This window comes from Desulfosporosinus sp. BICA1-9, assembly GCF_000802135.1.
Genome location: NZ_JUEE01000138.1, coordinates 24,793 through 43,064, shown reverse-complemented (window position 1 = coordinate 43,064; position 18,272 = coordinate 24,793). Strand labels below are relative to the sequence as shown.

The following is an 18,272-nucleotide window of genomic DNA, read 5'->3' as shown; positions in this document are numbered from 1 at the left end:
CATTCCCAGACAATTTATACCCGGATAGAAAAGATTGAATCCCCATAGACACGCAAACTGTAACAACTAAGCTTGTCCCAAAATCGACACTGGTGTCGATTTTGGGAAAACCGTCAATATGAGTTTGTCACACTCGTATACACACTTATCATATATTGAATTTTTGGGCTTTTTCTAAAATCCTTTATACGGGCATAATACTTATTGAATAGACTATTAAAGGGTGGTATTATATGGATATAGAGAAGCCTCTCAAAAAGGAGGAAAAAGACATGTCAGCAATTCCTAAAAAAGTTGAGATTGATCGGCAATCAGCATTAAATAAAATAAGTTCAAAAACTCACATTCTTGACGCCCAAAAAGGCAAAATAAAATTGAACCCTGAAAATCCTAGCCATAAAGATTGGTATGAGGATAAATAGTATCCACCAAATATCCCCCCAACTTACTTCGACCAGTATAAAGAGCCTATATATAAGTGGAAAGATGCTGGACTTACTCGCTTATCCTTTGTCAAAACACATAAACTTCATAGAATCGCCAGAAATGAACTTGGTACATATTGTGGAGAATTAGATTGGACCGAATTTCTTAGAGTCCTTGATAGAATAATAGGAGTAAACACATAAGACCTCTTGCAGGTCTTTTCTTATTTCAAAAATCAACCTCAAAATCTTACTCCGATATGGACATTTCCGATAACGTTCTGCGTATTCCCGAAGTCTGCATACTACATTCATATTCTCTCAGATTTCGGGAATACGCTGTGTAGTGTCCGCGCTCAAAAGAATGGCTATTAATTCCATGAATATCCACCAAAAACCTTCTATATTCATAAAAGTGGACATAATACTTATTGAAACAAGCTTATTGGAGATGGTATGATATGGATAAGAAAAATAATCATGAGGAGATGGATAAAATGCCAACACCTCAAAAAAAAGAGGATATAACCTTCGCTGACTTTGTAAACAAAAACAAAGATATTATCTATAAAATAGCCAAAGCCAACACCGTGGTTAATGAAGCCGGTCTTACAGTTATCCCAAAAGATGATCCTTGGCGTGATGAAAAAGAATGGGATGAAATGTACGAAGACCTAAAAAAGAAATGATCATTAGCAATGGCGATGTTTGGTTTGCGAAGTTTCCTCTTGAAGAAGATGGTTCCGTATTTTCTTCTCGACCAGTCATAATTCTAAACGTGGAGCACCTTATAGTTTTAGTTGTAAAAGTAACTAAAACGCCTCCTCGATCCAATGACAAATATGATATTCCTATTAACTATTGGCAATATGCGAACTTAAGATTTAAATCGACTGCTCGTGTGTCGAAGACACAAATTTTAGATCATTCGCAGCTTGTTTTTAAGATAGGAATACTTCATCCCACTGATTTTGTGAATATCCACGATGCATTCATGCGATACATTACTCAAACCAGCTAATAATTGGGGCTCCAAATGGGGTCCCTATTCTTATTTAAGACCTGCAAAACAGCTTCGAAAACGGACATTACACATAACGTCCCGTGAATTCCCGAAGTCTGGTTACTATGCTCATATTCTCTCAGATTTATGGTAATTCGCTGTTAGCCGAAGTACACCGGCCCGTTACTCAGAGAGCGCCATGGACGGCGCTCCCTCAAGTAACTACAAAGCACACTTTCATTTATTAAATATCTCAAATGCTGTTTGTAACATCAAAAATCACATCAGCTACAACTCAACTCTGAACAACTTGTAATTTCTTAAGGTACTCATGTATATTACATTGAAGTTTATTTCTTTTCTCTTCTAAAGCTTTGGGAATATTATCGTACACTTCCTCATGCTCTTTTTCGGTCATAGATACATCTCTGACAATAGCGTACGTCATATTGTATTTCACATCATAATTATAACGTTTGAAGATTGTGCCCATTTTAGAGCAGTTTTTTCTCACTTCAACGAAACTATGATAAAAATTTTCTTCATAAAAAGGGGCATATCTGTCTATAGTTCTTGAATACAAATTATACTTATCGCGATAATTTTCGTATTTCTTATCTATCCACTTTTGTTTCTCATCTTCATCGGTTGGAACTTCATCAAAAGATGGATATAAGTTAATAGTTGCTACAATACAATCAAAGAGCTTCTCCCAAATATCTTGATAAATTCCAAATTCTTTATTATATTGAACCTTTGTAATATATAGCGCTTTTTGATTTAGAGAGTTGACTTTGTTTAATTCCAACATTAGTTTGGACTTGTACTCTTCTATTTCAAGTTGATGTTTCTTCTTCTCCTCTTCCAAAATTCTGTTTGCCCATACTTTCCCTAACCAGCTGGATAAAGCAAAAATTATTGCTCCTGCTCCCCCTAAGCTAAATATGACTGCTCCTATCAACTGAAATATTTCTTTCATCCAATCTCCTCCAAGTAGCATAATAATTCATCTATTCTCAAGATATAATCCGCGCATGGAGGCGCGGTCTTTCGGTGTATTTCGGCTAACGTCCCGAGGGTTTGCGACGTCGGGTTACTACATTCATATTCTCTCCGATGTCGCAAACCCTCTGTTATGAGAAGTGGCAACTTGTCGCTTCCCGATTTCTCTGTCAGAAACGGGAAGCGATTTCTTTATTTAATTGACAAAGATAGACCATGGGAAATATATTAAACTATGTCAATCGTCATTCCTAAAGAGCAATAAGATCATTCGCCGGGCCTGTGGAGAGTGTGGACAGGCTCTTTTAAGAATATCCCAAGATAGCCTGTCCAAGAGCTGTGGTCAACTCGAAGCACAGCGCAGAGTTGTCCATAGCTCGGCACTATCCACAGGCCTCCGCGCATTTAGAGTGTGGGTTGTTAAAAAATTAAAACCTTATCGAGTGAAGTTTCCGACGCCTCCTCGATAAGGTCTCCCCATAAAAACATCCTTAAGAAAGGACGATTCTATGTCTATTATTGTAACCTTTTTAGGGGGTATCTCGCAATATCTAATTGATGCTAAACAATGGTTTGATGAAATAACGAACCGTTGTCCTCATTGTGAAGCAAAGACGCATCGTCATGGTCAATACCTTCGAACCGTCTGGAGTGAATTGTCCGCCTTTCAGATTTCTATCTTTCGCCGTTATTGTCCAAGTTGCACTAGAACGTTTTCTTACATCCCTTCTTTTATTAAACCTTACGCTCGTTTTCTTAATTCGTATCGATTTCACCGGATTGGGTGCCACGTGCTTGAACAAGTTTCCATTAATAAAGCGATAAGGTCCTTTTCAGTAGCATCGATTACCTCAATTAGTACTACTACCTTTAGGCGCTGGCTTAAACGTTTAAGAGGCATCGCGTCCGATGTGAATAAACATCTGATCAAGCGTCTATTAGAGCTGCAGCCGAACCTCCCTCTGCCCTCTGGGCGTGTAACGGATCTTTTCTTTCTCCTTCAGACAGCCTTGAAATTCCATTTAAGATTTTGTGAAATCTCTGGGGTATCTGCGGATTCTCTGGGTGTTTTTGATTTGCTTAATTTAGAACTACCGACAACTCTCCGGGTCTAACGTCTCCTCTTCAGTGGGGGGGACGTTTTGTCTTTTTGTGAAAAATTCGATCTCTGCTAGGTTCTTTGATGTGACGGTTCCCCCGTTACCTAGAAAACGGCCATTTTTTAGCTCTTCCTCCCACAAAATATGCTATCTCCCCAGTTTGAACGCTCTGTGAGACAATCCTTTTAGTAGATTTTATGAGAGGATGTCACGAAATGGAGGATTCCCAACGCGAGACCATTGCGACCTTTCGTTTTGGCCTTATTGCACCGGTGGTTACCCGGAAACTTGACAAGGGTGCACGTCAAACGATTTTAAACCAAATAGCAAGTCAAACTTATATCTCTCCAGAGGGTACATGTGAACAGGTGAGTATTCGAACTCTAGAACGTTACATTGCCGCTTATTTAAAGCATGGACTTGAGGGGCTTAAACCAAAACCACGAAACGATCGGGCCAGTCCTCGAGCTATTTCTCCCGATCTTCTGGACAAAGCGGTTGCGTTAAAACTCGAAGCCCCTGCCCGTAGCGTTCAGCAAATTATCCGAATTCTTGAGCTGACCGGATGTACTCCAGAAGGTGTTCTTAAGGTAAGCACGCTAAGTGCTCATCTTTACCAACACTCTAAAGTTAAGGAACTTGCGGCAGGAAAGAACTCTACGTTTCGACGGTATGAAATGGCTTACCCTAACCAGACCTGGCAAGCAGATACGCATCACACCCTGTACTTACCTCACCCAACCCTTCCGAATAAACGAAGGCTTGTCTATCTGATTGTTTTCCTCGATGATTTTTCCAGACTTATTACCCATGGTGAATTTTTCTTTGAGGAAAACGTCTTAAGTCTTGAGCAAACGTTAAAGAAGGCGATCCTTAAACACGGAATTCCGGAAAAATTGTATGTGGACAATGGCGCTATCTATGCTTCTCACCACCTTCAGGGTATCTGTGCTCGTCTTAACACGCATCTTGTGCACGCCAAACCTTACCGGCCTCAAGGGAAAGGGAAGGTAGAACGTATGTTCCATTATGTTGACAGAAGCTTTAAGCCGGAGGCTTATCTTCTGATTGATCAAGGGAAACTGACGACACTTGAGCAACTCAATGAGTATTTTTGGGCTTGGCTAGAGAAGGCTTACCAAATGCGCATTCATGGGACGACGAAGGAAAAGCCCCGGGTCCGTTTTAAAAACCACGCTAAGGATCTACGTTTCATTGATCCTTCTCTTATCGACAACTATTTCCTCTGGGAGGAACATCGAACAGCCGACACGACTGGGTGTATTAGTCTTCAGGGGAATTTGTATGAACTCGACCTTTCTTTAGCTAAAAAGAGAGTGACTCTCCGTTTTGATCCTAAGGATCTTAGTCGTCTAGAAGTTTGGTTTGAAGAAACCCAATATCCTGATGCACTTCCCTTGAAAATGACTCGACATAGACACAAAGCCATACCGGTCGTGGAGGAGGTTCCCCCTGAACCGACGGGTTTAAACTTCTTAGAAGCTAGCAAATCTGCCTTAGCTAGTGAACAAGCAAACGCCTTACAAAACACATTAACCTTCGCCAAACTACGAAAGGAGTAAAACCAATGATTAAGACGTTTTTTGGATTGACCCATGTCCCTTTCACGAAAGAAATTCCGACGGAGTTTATCTTTCCCTCAAAAGCTCACCAGGAGCTCATTGCAAGACTTGAATTTGCGATTGAAAACCGGTTATTTTCTCTGGTGACCGGAGATATTGGTTCGGGTAAATCGACCGCGATTCGTACCTTGGCAAGCTCTATGGACCCAAGTCGTTACCGCTTTGTTTATTTGTCCGAATCCCGAATGAGCCCTCGGATCTTTTACCAAGAAGTTCTCTACCAACTCGATACGGAACCAGGGTTTCTTCAGGCCACCGCAAAACGGCGCTTTGTGGAAACCATTCGAGACTTCTACGAAAAGCACCATGTTCTTCCCGTGATCGTCATTGATGAAGGGCAAGAGCTTTCGACGGCCATGATTAATGAATTACGTTTTGTGATTAATTTCGATGTGGATTCTACGTCTCCTTTGGCCCTCATCCTTACAGGGCAACCGGAACTAAAAGATCGCATAAAACTCCGAGCCTTAAGGGCGATTGATCAGCGTATTAATGTTCGCTTTCATTTAAGGGGTCTCTCGGAGGAGGAAACCAAAGATTATATCTTCCATAGCCTTCGTAAAGCAGGCGGAACACATTTGTTTTTCTCGGAAGATGCGATCAAAGCAATTTTTGTGCACTCGAATGGGATTCCGCGCATTATTAACTCAATCTGCACCGACTGTTTAGTAGATGCTATGATACGTGAGCAGCATACCATTGATGGTACGAATGTCACCCGGGTCATTTCTGAACGCTAATAATCTGTCCTGAACATCCCAGTTCTCTGACAAAGAGGGCTGGGATTATATTTTTCTGCTGACCCTGACATTTGGAAGAGAACACTTCTGAAATGACATGCGATTCTAGAAGTGCGGACTTCCAACTGACAGTGATTTCTGGAATTCTACTGACAAATAGCTCAGGAAACGACAGCAACTCCTACTTTACATCTGTAAAAATATTAGGTCACTATAAGAACCTGAAATCAGGTCATCTTCCAATACATTAAATAATCGAAGGTAATAGTTACATTGCTCGAGTAATTTTTCTTGCCCTATATTACCTTCATTATCCATAACCTCAATTTCAATAAATGTCCCAAGATCTTTTACTATATCGATATGAAACTTGATGTTATCGATATGGTAAATTTCCCTTTGCTTATCAACCACAACGAATACACCCAACGATTTTTCTAGAATTTCCTTTAATGAATAATTTGAATTTGTAGGGTTATATAGAATGTAATCACTTTGTCTTGGTAATTTTGTATTCTCCCGTTCGTAAAAAATCAAATTATTTTCTATTTTACCTTCACGCAACTTCAATCTTCCACAATTTGAATTGAAATAAGTATCAATCTGATGATCAATTCCTCTAAAGGTAGCGCCCTTCGCCATTAGGATTTCTCTAATTACTACGTGGTTTGAACACTTTGCTTTAATTTCAATATTCGTATTAGACATATGATTCTTGGTCCCTTCCAATAATTAAATTCTAACAAAACTAAATATCTTCTCGGATTTGCCAATCTAATTCTCAATAAAACTAATTTATAAGCATGTTTTATCCAAAAAACATTTTCTCTATATCTTCCAGTTTTTCATATATTATTACTTGATTCGCGATTCCAAGCATTGTATTTGAGATATCCGACCCCTTCTTTGCAATGGCGACTACCGGTATTCCTTTGGCATAAGCGTATCCTGCCTCTATCCCCAAGCCAACACCCTTTTCAGATAAGTCAAGCATAACTATATTGCTCGAATCAATCTCTTCGAAAGTTGCTTTCATTAATTCATCTGGAGGAAACTCTTCTGCTCCCCATTTTTCCATGTCACGGATTACACAACTCATTTCATAACCGTAATTTTCAAGGATAGCACAAATTTGCTCAATGATTAACCTGTTTCTGCAGTCTTCATAATACTTTATTCCAAAGTAAACTTTCATTTTGTCAACTCCAAAAAAGTGTCAGCGTTAGGAACGATTTCCTTGTGGACAATCTGCTTATCGGTTTTTTAAACGTTTTTAATATTATTCATTTCTCAAATATAAATAAATCCCTTTATTCTTCAAACACCTTCACCGAAATTGCCATTTCTCATAACGTTCTGAGGGTTTGCGATGTCGGGTTACTACCCAATATTTTCTCCGATGTCGTAAACCCTCTGTTATCGGAAGTGTCCAGCTACAAAGGATAGCTTAGATTCACCTCTTAGCATATACCTTAATATGCCAGATTTCTGCACAGTTTCTAAATTCCTTTATACGTGCATAATACTTATTGAACAAACCATTAAAGGGTGGTATTATATGGATAAAGATGAACCCCTCAAAAAGGAGGAAAAAGTTATGCCAGCGATTCCTAAAAAAGTTGAGATTGATAGGCAATCTGCATTAAATAAAATAAGTTCAAAAACTCCCATTCTTGACGCCCAAAAAGGCAAAATTAAATTAAATCCTGAAAATCCCAGCCATAATGATTGGTATGAGGATAAATAGTATGAAAAATGGCTAATATTGGTGATATTTATTGGACTGAAATCTATTACGAAGACAAAATTGAATCTAAAGTCAGGCCAGTTCTTGTTGTAAATGATGAAGTAGGTTCAAGTTTACTTACAATAGCTGAAATAACAAGTTCTCCACCAAATATATCCCCAACATACTTCGACCAATATAAAGAGCCCATATATAAGTGGAAAGATGCTGGACTTTCTCGCTTATCCTTTGTCAAAACACATAAACTTCATAGAATTGCCAAAAATGAACTTGGAACATATTGTGGATAATTAGATTGGAACGAATTTCTTAGAATCCTAGATAGAATAATAGAAGTAAACGCATAAGACCTCTTGCAGGTCTTTTCTTGTTTCAAAAACGAACCACAAAGTTTTACTCCGATATGGACATTTCCGATAACGTCCCGAGGGTTTGCGATGTCGGGTTACTACATTCATATTCTCTCCGATGTCGCAAACCCTCTGTTAGGCGGCGGACGCCCAATATATCTAAAACCTTTATTATCTTCTACTTTTTTTCTCCAAACATAATATCTGGATGCAAGTCTTTACTACGATCAATTTTCTGTGAATCTATGACTTCACCTTTTTCTGAAATTCCCTCTATATTTAACACTTTATCATTCTTACTTGGAAATACAAACCAAATTCGGGTATCTAGATAGCTCACAGTTTTAGCCTCATAAAAGTTCCCTTTACTTACATTAGTAACTTTAACTTTTTGGATTTTATTGTTTCGAAGTTCTCCCCATAACAATGGAGAAGTTATACCGGGCACCTGTTCAATGTATTGCCCTGTGTAACCACCAAATCCGCCACCCCAAACCCATTTCCACCCAAATAGGTTTCTTCTGACGAAATCTGAACGCAATGTGTAGCTGTCCCCCGTGCCTTTCTTAGAAAAAACAACCACCTGATCTTCGATCGGTTCAATATGAATCGTTTGACCAATTATCCCCCATTGGTTTTTAAGTGCATCTTCTATGGAGGTTGTAGCTAATGAAGGGGCAGAAAATGACTTGAACAAAAAACCGCTTATAAACACTGCCAAGACCACAGATATCCCTAAAAAAATTCTCTTCATTTTTCCACTCCTCAAAAACATTTCTGTATCCATTCAGAAGTATGTCTGTCGCCTAACGTCCCGAGTGTTTACGACGCGTCCCAACCACATTCATATTGGCAAAGTGTCGTAAACACTCTGTTATAGGATGTGCGGCTCCCCAAATTCTCACCCTAATTCGTAGTTACTCTTTTAAATATAATTCCTTCGGCCTCGTACACAACTAAGTAAGTCTTTTGGTCAGGCTTTTTGTAGAATTTAGGGAGTGAATTCCATTTCCACTCAATCGACCCCATAGGTAATTCTGTCCACCAGTTTAAGTTAACAACTTGACCTGTAGATTCGTTGAAACCTTCTGTCCACTTGTCAATGTCTTCCTCTTTCACTTTGACCGCAAAACGCATATCCTAATCAGACGGACCTGGAACCCAACCTTTAGAATTATCTTGGAAAACTATATGAAATTCAGTTGATGACACCATTGAAGGAAGAACCAAGTATTTTCGAAGAAAGTTCAATTTCTCCTCTTGAGTCGAAAAGACGGTACTAATAGTATCCGTTGTTAACGAAGCGCCTGCTTTTTGGGAGAATGTCAAAATGCTCAGAAACAAAAAGACTACTAATGTTACAACAGATACTGTTATTATTGCAGACTTTTTCTTTCTCAAAAATACCAAATCCCATGACCTTCTTTCATAAATCATGCATAGCCGCATTTCCTATAACTTTTTTTATACGAACTTCGTTAAATGTCTGTCTCGTAAACTATATACGAACTTGTTCGTATAAAAATCCTTTATTAACCCCCCTCGAAATCATTAGAGTTAATGAAAAATTTACCTTTATTATACTCCTTTGTGACCGGTATCTAAACACTATTACCAGTTAACAAAACAATATTCTCATTTTCATCCGAATTTCCTCACGAGAGCCTATTTGCCTATTAATGAAGCCAGAGTCCCTTTGCGTACAGGAACTCTGGCTTTTTTCCTTCTTGTTATTGTCTGGTACGAAATAAGCGTTTCGTTGGCGGTATCCATATATAAAATTATAGCTCTTTTATGGTGACAGAGCACCGTGGTCACGGAAAATGACTAACCTGTATCTGGAAAGGGGCTACTTATTACCTTTCTGGCAGCATTAATATTAACAATACCAATGATAATTAGTGAGTATTTAGTATGGGAGTTAACTTAAAAGAGTCGTTTAGCGATGGTTATTTTCTCAATCTCCTTTGCCCCTTCGTAAATCTCCAAAATCTTTGCATCCCTATAGAAGCGTTGAATGTCATACTCGTCAATATAGCCATAGCCACCGTGCATTTGCAAGGCTTTGTCAGTGACCCAGACCGCTGTTTCACCGGCATAAAATTTAGCCATGGCGTTGAGTGAGGGATCTAACTGGCCGTTGTCCGCTTTCCAAGCGGCCTTGTAGATTATGTTGCGGGCCAATTCTATTCGGGTTGCCATCTCGGCCAGTTGGAACTGAATGGCTTGGTTTGCGGCAAGGGGAACGCCGAAGGTTTTGCGCTCTTGAACATATTTAAGAGCCAAATCTAAAGCTCCTTGCGCTAAACCAAGCCCTTGGGAGGCTACCATGATGCGCGTTTGATCAAAGAAATGCATGAGTTGGTAGAAACCGTTACCTTCTCGGCCAACAAGGTTTTTTTGAGGTACTCTCACATCTTCGAAGGTGATTTCTGCCGTATCCGAGGCTCGGATCCCCATCTTGCCATGAATTTTCATCCGTGTAATTCCGGGGAGTTTTGCATCAACAATAATTAAGCTGTGGCGCTGTGTTTTTTTAGGTGCCTCCGGGTTCGTGACGCATAGGGTGACCATATAGTCACAGATTGTTCCGTTGGTGATGAAGGTTTTACTGCCGTTTAGGATATAGTCTGAACCATCTTTGGTGGCCCGGGTTGTTGTTCCAGCCACATCGCTTCCGGCGTTTGGCTCGGTATAAGCTCCGGCAAAGATTGCTTGACCGGCAGGAAGCAAAGGAAGATAGGTTTGCTTTTGTTCTTCGCTGCCATAGTTGATAATATTTTCGGCACCAAAGGTTGCAGCGCCAACGACTAAGCTCAGGCCTAAATCCACTCTAGATAGCTGCTCTGTGATTAAAGCTGTCTCAGTCCAACCAGCCCCAGGTCCTCCATATTCCTCAGGAATTGCAATTCCGACTAACCCTGCTTCGCAGGCTTTTTGCCAGAGTTCACGTGGGTATTTTTCCTCTCGGTCACATTCTTGGGCAATCGGTGTAAACTCTTTGAGGGCAAATTTGTACGCCAGGCTTTGAAAGGCTCTCTGTTCTTCTGATAATTCGAAATCCAAGGCTGTTCCTCCTCGTTCTTCTTTTAATATACGGGGTATTATAAAATCCCGTATATTAGTATCGTTCTATTTAGGGGACAGGGTTTTCCTGGGACATTGAGAGTATTCTCCACTTGTTTTGATTGTCTAGCTAAAGTAATTGCAATTTCAATGCCAATCCAAAAGGGGTCCTTTTTCGGTGTTTTTGGGTGTAAAAGGAGAGGTGGCGTGTCCATTGTGTTGTCAACTGTCCGTTATTCCGGACAGTTATTTCGCATTTTCATTATGATTTGGCGTCGTTGATTTCTTTTCGGTAAAATGCAGCATATTGGTGGCGTAAGTCCCGCTTAAGAATCTTTCCGCTGGGAGTTTTAGGCAGATCGTCTAGAAAAATGACACCTTTGGGGACCTTGAAGGCCGTCAGGTTTTTACGGCAAAGGAGGATGATCTCTTCTGAACTGAGGACTGCCCCTTGTTTGAGAACGACCAAGGCGGTCACCGCCTCTATCCATTTTTCATGGTCAAGGCCGACTACTGCGACCTCTGAAACCCGGCTGTCTTGATAGATCACTTCTTCCACTTCTCGGCTTGGCACATTTTCGCCACCGCTTTTGATCACGTCTTTCTTCCGGTCCATGACGGTGAGGTAGCTATCCTTATCTAGAATCCCGATATCTCCGCTGTGGAACCAATCGTGCGCTAAAGTGGTCTCAGTCTTTTCCGGATCTTTGAAATAGAGCAACATGGTGTGGGGACCACGACCGCAAATTTCGCCAGGGCGGCCTTCCTTCGTAATCGGTTGATGCTCCTCGTCTTCCAATTGAGATACCATGTTCAAAGCAGCCTTGCCTGCTGAACCTGGTTTGGTCAGCATATCCTCAGGTTTGAGCATCGTATGGTAAGGGCTGAGTTCTGTTTGACCATAGAAGTTATAAAATTTCTGGCAATTGGGTAGGCGACGGGTGATCTCCTTTAGAACTTCCACAGGCATAATCGACGCCCCATAATACCCTTTGACTATAGAACTTAAATCATAACTGTCGAACTCAGGGTGGCGCATGAGACCGATCCAAACCGTTGGCGGCGCAAAGAACATGGTTGCTCGGTATTTTGCAAGGTTGTCCATAATTTCCTTCGGATCGGCTTTAAACAGGAGGATGTTTGTGGCTCCCACCATTAAAGCGGGAGTGAGGAATACATCTCTCTGAGCGCAGTGAAATATTGGCAATGCATTGAGGTTAACATCCCCGGGAGTAAATTCTCCATCAATAATGCAGCTCGTGTATTCGGCCAATAGAGACTGGTTGGTCAGAATCACTCCTTTGGGCAGGCTCTCAGTCCCGGATGTGTAGGTCATTTGAACCGGATCCTCGATGTGAAGCTCTACATCAGGCTCATCAAATGGATACTTTTTGTACCAGGTCTCAAAGTTGGTGAAGTTCGCTGGGACGGTCTGCTCCAGTCCTTGTCGGGACCAGAGAAGGGTTTTTACGGAAGGCATGTCATCTAGTACATCTTTAACCAGATGGTAAAGGGCGTCTTCAATAATGAATACCTTAGCCTCTGAATGGTTTATGCAGTAAGAGATGTCTTTGCCGAGGAGAAGGAAGTTGACTGCCAGGTATACTCCTCCGGCTTTGGCCGTGCCCAGCCAAGTGAGGACATGGTCGATCGTGTTGTGAGCGAGTATGGCCACCCTATCGTATTTTTGCACACCTAACTCGATTAGGGCATTGGCCACTTGGTTAGATTCCTTCTCCAGTTGACGGTAGGTGAGTGTGGTATTTCGGTAAATTATGGCGGGTTTCTCCGGGTGACGATGGGCGCTTCGTCCAACGATATCGGCGACGACCCAGCGGGTGATCCGGTTATAGCGGGTGCGAAGAAAGCGGACGTTTTCCCCATTGAGCGTATGGTAATGCTCTTGTTCTGCTTCTGTTAGCGGGGCATTTAGGGTCATGGGAATCCTCCTCCTCTTTTTTTCTAGTTTTCAATTATATGTTCAGAATATTTGCAATATTAATGCCAATTAAAATCCCTTGCTTCTTCACACCTTTTGCGTGTAAAAGGAAAGGGCAAAGTGTATATTATGTTGTCAACTGTCCGTCACTCCGGACAATTATAACGAAACATGGGAAGGGAAGTTATTGAGTTTTTTTATCGGAGACTGCCAAAGGGAGATGCCTAGGGCCTAGTGGCATAGGATTTGCATTTGTTTAATACAAGCAAAGAAGAGATGGATGCAAAATACTCAGAATATTAAGAATAATATGAGAGGGGAGATCAAGAATGATTCTGGCGCAGGACAAACGGATTGAAGATTACAGTTGCAAAGGATGGTGGGGGACTAAGACAATCCTTGATTATTTTCAAGAGCATGTAGTTACCATTCCAAATCGTATTGCCCTGGTGGATCCGCCTAATCGTGAAGAGCTTACAGGCTCGGCCCCAGAACGCTTAAGCTATCGTGAGCTTGATGTCATAGTCCAGAAAGTAGCAAGAAAACTCATAACTTTAGGCGTCCAAAAAGATGATATTTTGATGGTTCAACTGCCCAACACCTGGGAGTTGGCGATGCTTTATCTGGCCGTTGCTAAGACGGGTGCTATAATTTCCCCTATACCGATGCAGTGGCGTCTTAAGGAGTTGGGCTATGTAGCTAAACTCACGGAATCTAAGATCTTTATTACGATCGAGCAATTCAAAGATACCTTTCACTTAGAAATGGGGAGAGAGCTTCTACAGAATGGATCAGGAAGCCTTAAGCTCTGTATTAGCTTGGACACCTTAAGGGAGTGGACGAAAGGGAAAGAGACCCTAGAAGATGAACGAGCAACAGAGCAAAGTAAAATAGAGGCAAATGACATAGTTACTATCTGCTGGACATCTGGAACAGAAGCAGATCCGAAGGGTTGCCCGATGAGCCATAACAACTGGATATCTCAATGCGGCATTGCGATACAGGCTGCAGGCATTTGTAAAGGAGATGTGCAGTTTACAGCTGGACCTTTGGTGAATATGGCATCCTTGGGTACCACATTTGTACCTTGGCTGATGCTGGGAGGAACCTATGTCCTCCACCATCCTTTCGATGCTCAAGTATTTGTTAAGCAGATGATTCAAGAAAAGGTCAACTACACACTATTGGTTCCGGCTGTAGCCAACTTGCTTGCCAAACACCCACAGGCGGATCTGTTTGACTTTAGTTCGGTTCGATCAATAACTCTAGGCTCTGCTCCTTTATCGTTGTTTGCAATGCAGGAGTTTAAACGAAGATGGAATATTGATATTGGTAATATATGGGGACAAAATGAGGGGACAGGGATTGTTTCTGGTCCCGGAGATGTTCCGAATATGGAGCAAAGGGTGGATCACTTACCCCAATACGGCAAGGCTGGATCAAAGTGGATATCTGCGGTAGAGGGGATAGAGACCAAGATCATGGATCTGGAGACTGGATTGGAACTTACAGAGGTAGGAGCGGTGGGAGAACTAGCCTATAAGGGTCCGAATGTCTTTCCAGGGTATTATAAGCGTCAGGATTTAACGGCGAAGTCTTTTGATGAAGATGGATTTTTCTATACTGGGGATTTGTTCCGGATCCGGGAGGGGAATTACATTAGCTTCTTTGACCGGAAAAAGGATATCATCATTCGAGGTGGGCAAAACATCAGCGCTCAGGAAGTAGAGAATATACTGATGAGTCATTCGAAAATATTGGATATTGCGGCTGTGGGCGAACCCGATGATATTTTTGGTGAGCGTACGTGTGTTTTCGTGGTAGTCCGACCGGGAGAAACCTTGGATTTGACTGAAGTGAAAGAGTTTATGCACGATAACAGAGTTGCAATCTACAAGTGGCCAGAGAGGGTGGAACTTATCGAGGCGATCCCTCGCAATCCAACGGGCAAGATCCTGAAAGCACCTCTTAGGCAGAAATTAAGGAAAAGTGTTCTGTGATGAAATTCTGAATCTGGGGGTAGTTAAGCGAAAGTAATGCATTAGGAAAGGGTGTTAAACGATGAGAGAAGCAGTGATTGTAGAAGCAGTAAGAACTCCCGTAGGACGGAGAAATGGAGCTTTAAGTGCTATTCGTTCTGAGGATTTGGCGGGCCAAGTCCTCAGAGAGGTGGTTAAGCGAGGGGGAGTCGATCCTGCCTTGATCGAAGATGTGCTAATGGGTTGCGTTTCTCAAGTGGGGGAGCAGGGTTTTTGTATCGGGCGTCAGGCTGCCTTGATCGCAGATTATCCTCAACACGTTCCAGGTTTAACGATTGATCGTCAGTGTGGATCTAGTCAGCAGGCTATCCATTTTGCGGCACAGGCGATTCTGGCTGGGGATATGGATATCGTTGTAGCAGCGGGTGTGGAAAATATGTCCCGAGTTCCTATGGGCTCAAACGTAAGGGATACAGAGTTATCACACGAGTTGACCTCACGTTATGAGATCATTAATCAAGGCCTTTCTGCAGAGCGGATCGCCGCGCAATGGGGTCTCAGTCGCCAACAAATGGACGAATTCTCACTGGAGAGCCATGAGAAAGCTCTGAAGTCCCAAGAAGAAGGGCGTTTCGAGCGTGAAATTATGCCGATAAATGTGATTTTGCCGGATGGGAGCCAGATGGTTATGAAAATGGACGAGGGCCCACGGCGGAACACAAGTCTGGAAAAACTTGCTACTCTAAAGTCGCCCTTCCAGGAAAACGGTCGAATCACGGCTGGAAATGCGAGTCAAATTTCGGACGGAGCGGCAGCGGTACTCGTAATGTCGCGTGACAAAGCGCTTGAACTGGGTCTGAAGCCTCGTTTTCGGATAGTGGCTCGGAGTGTCATAGGTTCTGATCCGACCCTGATGCTTACCGGTCCTATAGCGGTTACTGCTAAGGTGTTGGCTAAAGCAGGTCTAAGTCTTGCCGACATTGATATCTTTGAGGTGAATGAAGCATTTGCAGCAGTTCCATTGGCTTGGCTGATAGATACGGGTGCTGACCCGAAGAAACTAAATCCGAATGGTGGGGCTATTGCCCTAGGGCATCCCTTGGGCGCCAGTGGGGCTAAGTTGATGTCGACAATGATACACGAACTTGAACGAACCGGCGGCCGTTATGGACTGCAAACTATGTGCGAGGGACATGGTATGGCTAATGCGACAATTATTGAGCGATTAGATTGAGAGACAAACAGGTATTAAGGAAGGAGTAATTCACGATGGATTTGAAACAAGTAGTTGGATTCGTCACGGGAGGGGCCTCTGGTTTGGGGGAAGCGACTGTACGGCGGATAGTTAACGATGGAGGTAAGGCCATGATTCTCGATCTAGCGGTAGAACGAGGAGAGAAGTTGGTTGCTGAATTGGGTGACAGTGCCCTATTTTGCAAGACGGACGTTAGCAGTGCTGAGAGCGTACAAGCGGCTCTGGAACAGGCAATTAAGGGGTTCGGACGCGTTAATGTAGTTGTGAATTGTGCAGGGATTGCGGTAGCAGAAAAGGTGCTAGGTAAGAAAGGGCCTCATTCCCTTGAGAACTTTTCAAAAATTATTCAAATAAATCTAATTGGTAGTTTTAATGTTATACGCTTAGCTGCGGAATATATGGCGAACAATGAGCCTAATGCTGGAGGAGAGCGGGGCGTGATTATCAGTACCGCTTCAGTAGCTGCCTATGAAGGACAAATCGGGCAGGCCGCCTACAGCGCGTCTAAAGGAGGGCTCGTAGGAATGACTCTGCCTATTGCACGAGAGATGGCAACCCATGGCATTCGCGTGATGACGATTGCCCCTGGTCTCTTTGAAACTCCGATGTTTGAATCCTTGTCAGAGGAGGCTCGCAAGTCACTAGGCGCTATGACTCCGTTTCCCTCTCGACTGGGCTATCCAGAGGAATTTGCCCTTTTAGTGAAGAGTATCGTGGAGAATCCAATGCTCAATGGTACTACGATTCGTTTGGATGGGGCAATTCGTATGCAGCCTAGGTAAAAACCATTGTGGTCATATGAGAGACTCGTAATGATAATAGTAATCTCGGGAAGCGTGATTTAACATTAAGACTATTGGTTAATAGACCGAAAGGAAGGGAACGATGGACATCTATTCGGAAGACCACAAAATGTTTCGTCGAGCCTTCGTAAAGTTTGTAGAAAAGGAGCTCTCTCCTCATATCGAAGAGTGGGAAGCACAGAGAGAGATCCCGCGTTGGGTATGGAGGCGGATGGGGGAACAGGGCTACCTCTGTCCATGGTTGGAAGAGAAATACGGTGGTTCTGGAGCGGACTTTGGCTTCTCTGCTATTATTAATGAAGAATTAGCAAGAGCTGGCGTGGGGATTGGGATGGGATTGCATAGTGATATCATTGCACCTTACATTCAGGCCTTTGGGACAGAAAAGCAGAAATCGGACTGGCTTCCGGCGTGTGCTCGCGGTGAAAAGATCTTAGCCCTTGCTATGACTGAACCCCAGGCCGGGTCAGACCTTCAGGGAATGAAGGCTACTGCAGTCAGGGATGGAGAAGCTTATATTATCAATGGGTCCAAGACCTTTATCAGCAATGGGGTTTTCGCGGACTTAGTTATTGTTGCGGTCAAAACTGGTTCTGAAGAGCTGCCCACAAGCAAGGGAATCAGCCTCATCGTGGTGGAAGATGGGACTCCCGGTTTTGCTAAGGGCAAAAACATGAATAAGCTTGGAATGCACAGCCAGGATACAGCGGAACTCTATTTCGACAACTGCAGGGTACCAGTCACTCAGCGATTGGGCGAAGAAGGTAAGGGATTTTCGTATCTTATGGAGAAGCTTCAGCAGGAGCGGCTGATTTCTGTTCTTGGTTCGCAAGCTTTGGCGGAACGGATGCTTAGTGATGCACTGGCTTATGTCAAGACGAGGGAAGCTTTTGGGCAGCCAATCGGCAAATTTCAACATAATGCTTTTAAAATAGCAGAAATGGCAACCGAAATTGAGATCGGGCGCGTGTTTGTAGATAACTTAGTGGCTGATCATATGGCAGGGCAAGAGATTGTGGCTAAGGTTTCTATGGCAAAATATTGGGTTGGAGAAATGGCTAACAAAGTGGGGTATAACTGCCTTCAGCTTTACGGCGGCTATGGGTATATGGAAGAGTACCCCATCGCCCGGCATTATCGAGATGTGCGGGTGCATACCATCTTTGCTGGGACTACAGAGATAATGAAACTCATCATTGCTAGAAAGTTAGGGTTGTGAG

18 protein-coding genes are annotated in these 18,272 nt (G+C 42.6%); 12 read left to right on the top strand and 6 right to left on the bottom strand.

The annotated features are described in order from the left end of the window. Nucleotides 1–233 precede the first annotated feature (233 nt). From JL57_RS16735 to JL57_RS16725, 3 genes are all read left to right on the top strand, one after another. Entirely contained in the window at nucleotides 234–422 is a 189-nt protein-coding gene (locus JL57_RS16735) for a hypothetical protein (RefSeq protein WP_034143155.1), read from the top strand. A gap of 464 nt (nucleotides 423–886) precedes the next feature. Continuing rightward, complete coding sequence (locus JL57_RS16730) at nucleotides 887–1,114, top strand: hypothetical protein (RefSeq protein ID WP_034143154.1); 228 nt, start codon at nucleotides 887–889, stop codon at nucleotides 1,112–1,114. Next, the gene (locus JL57_RS16725) at nucleotides 1,111–1,446 is read left to right on the top strand and encodes a type II toxin-antitoxin system PemK/MazF family toxin (RefSeq protein WP_034143153.1); all 336 of its coding nucleotides are present in this window, start codon (nucleotides 1,111–1,113) and stop codon (nucleotides 1,444–1,446) included. Before JL57_RS16730 ends, JL57_RS16725 begins: the two co-directional genes overlap by 4 nt. Before the next feature lie 277 nt (nucleotides 1,447–1,723). On the opposite strand, the gene JL57_RS34680 is transcribed toward JL57_RS16725, so the two are convergent. Next, nucleotides 1,724–2,407: a hypothetical protein gene (locus JL57_RS34680; protein WP_291300191.1), complete on the bottom strand. Its 684-nt coding sequence runs from the start codon at nucleotides 2,405–2,407 to the stop codon at nucleotides 1,724–1,726. A 532-nt stretch (nucleotides 2,408–2,939) separates the two neighbouring features. On the opposite strand from JL57_RS34680, the gene JL57_RS16715 reads away from it, so the two are divergent. From JL57_RS16715 to JL57_RS16705, 3 genes are all read left to right on the top strand, one after another. Then, entirely contained in the window at nucleotides 2,940–3,545 is a 606-nt protein-coding gene (locus tag JL57_RS16715) for a DUF6431 domain-containing protein (RefSeq protein WP_034143152.1), read from the top strand. Nucleotides 3,546–3,745: 200 nt separating this feature from the next. After that, nucleotides 3,746–5,113: a DDE-type integrase/transposase/recombinase gene (locus tag JL57_RS16710; protein WP_034143151.1), complete on the top strand. Its 1,368-nt coding sequence runs from the start codon at nucleotides 3,746–3,748 to the stop codon at nucleotides 5,111–5,113. Between the two features lie 5 nt (nucleotides 5,114–5,118). Next, nucleotides 5,119–5,913: an ExeA family protein gene (locus JL57_RS16705; protein ID WP_034143150.1), complete on the top strand. Its 795-nt coding sequence runs from the start codon at nucleotides 5,119–5,121 to the stop codon at nucleotides 5,911–5,913. Between the two features lie 186 nt (nucleotides 5,914–6,099). Here the strand turns inward: JL57_RS16705 and JL57_RS16700 are convergent, their stop codons facing one another. Together JL57_RS16700 and JL57_RS16695 are read right to left on the bottom strand one after the other, a co-directional pair. After that, nucleotides 6,100–6,621, bottom strand: coding sequence for a class IV adenylate cyclase (locus JL57_RS16700; protein ID WP_034143149.1), 522 nt, complete (start codon nucleotides 6,619–6,621; stop codon nucleotides 6,100–6,102). Nucleotides 6,622–6,721: 100 nt separating this feature from the next. Beyond that, on the bottom strand, nucleotides 6,722–7,108 hold the full coding sequence (locus tag JL57_RS16695) for a nucleoside 2-deoxyribosyltransferase (protein WP_034143148.1): 387 nt from the start codon (nucleotides 7,106–7,108) through the stop codon (nucleotides 6,722–6,724). Between the two features lie 363 nt (nucleotides 7,109–7,471). On the opposite strand from JL57_RS16695, the gene JL57_RS16690 reads away from it, so the two are divergent. Together JL57_RS16690 and JL57_RS16685 are read left to right on the top strand one after the other, a co-directional pair. Beyond that, the gene (locus tag JL57_RS16690; protein ID WP_034143147.1) at nucleotides 7,472–7,660 is read left to right on the top strand and encodes a hypothetical protein; all 189 of its coding nucleotides are present in this window, start codon (nucleotides 7,472–7,474) and stop codon (nucleotides 7,658–7,660) included. A gap of 8 nt (nucleotides 7,661–7,668) precedes the next feature. Continuing rightward, complete coding sequence (locus JL57_RS16685) at nucleotides 7,669–7,950, top strand: type II toxin-antitoxin system PemK/MazF family toxin (protein ID WP_045691750.1); 282 nt, start codon at nucleotides 7,669–7,671, stop codon at nucleotides 7,948–7,950. Nucleotides 7,951–8,188: 238 nt separating this feature from the next. On the opposite strand, the gene JL57_RS16680 is transcribed toward JL57_RS16685, so the two are convergent. The 3 genes from JL57_RS16680 to JL57_RS16660 form a co-directional block, all read right to left on the bottom strand. Next, nucleotides 8,189–8,764: a hypothetical protein gene (locus JL57_RS16680; protein WP_034143146.1), complete on the bottom strand. Its 576-nt coding sequence runs from the start codon at nucleotides 8,762–8,764 to the stop codon at nucleotides 8,189–8,191. 1,172 nt (nucleotides 8,765–9,936) lie between these two features. After that, on the bottom strand, nucleotides 9,937–11,076 hold the full coding sequence (locus JL57_RS16665; protein WP_034143143.1) for an acyl-CoA dehydrogenase family protein: 1,140 nt from the start codon (nucleotides 11,074–11,076) through the stop codon (nucleotides 9,937–9,939). Nucleotides 11,077–11,338: 262 nt separating this feature from the next. Then, a complete protein-coding gene (locus JL57_RS16660) occupies nucleotides 11,339–13,015 on the bottom strand; it encodes a fatty acyl-CoA synthetase (protein WP_291300190.1) in 1,677 nt (558 codons plus the stop codon). 329 nt (nucleotides 13,016–13,344) lie between these two features. Here JL57_RS16660 and JL57_RS16655 point away from each other — a divergent pair, with 329 nt between their 5' ends. From JL57_RS16655 to JL57_RS16640, 4 genes are all read left to right on the top strand, one after another. Next, nucleotides 13,345–15,015: a class I adenylate-forming enzyme family protein gene (locus tag JL57_RS16655; protein WP_034143142.1), complete on the top strand. Its 1,671-nt coding sequence runs from the start codon at nucleotides 13,345–13,347 to the stop codon at nucleotides 15,013–15,015. Nucleotides 15,016–15,076: 61 nt separating this feature from the next. Then, nucleotides 15,077–16,228 (top strand): thiolase family protein, encoded by a 1,152-nt coding sequence (locus JL57_RS16650; protein ID WP_034143141.1) that lies wholly within the window; start codon nucleotides 15,077–15,079, stop codon nucleotides 16,226–16,228. A gap of 35 nt (nucleotides 16,229–16,263) precedes the next feature. After that, on the top strand, nucleotides 16,264–17,031 hold the full coding sequence (locus tag JL57_RS16645) for a 3-hydroxyacyl-CoA dehydrogenase (protein ID WP_034143140.1): 768 nt from the start codon (nucleotides 16,264–16,266) through the stop codon (nucleotides 17,029–17,031). Between the two features lie 103 nt (nucleotides 17,032–17,134). Beyond that, nucleotides 17,135–18,271 carry an acyl-CoA dehydrogenase family protein gene (locus tag JL57_RS16640; RefSeq protein WP_034143139.1) on the top strand — a complete coding sequence of 379 codons (1,137 nt, stop codon included), beginning with the start codon at nucleotides 17,135–17,137 and terminating at the stop codon, nucleotides 18,269–18,271. Nucleotide 18,272 lies beyond the last annotated feature (1 nt).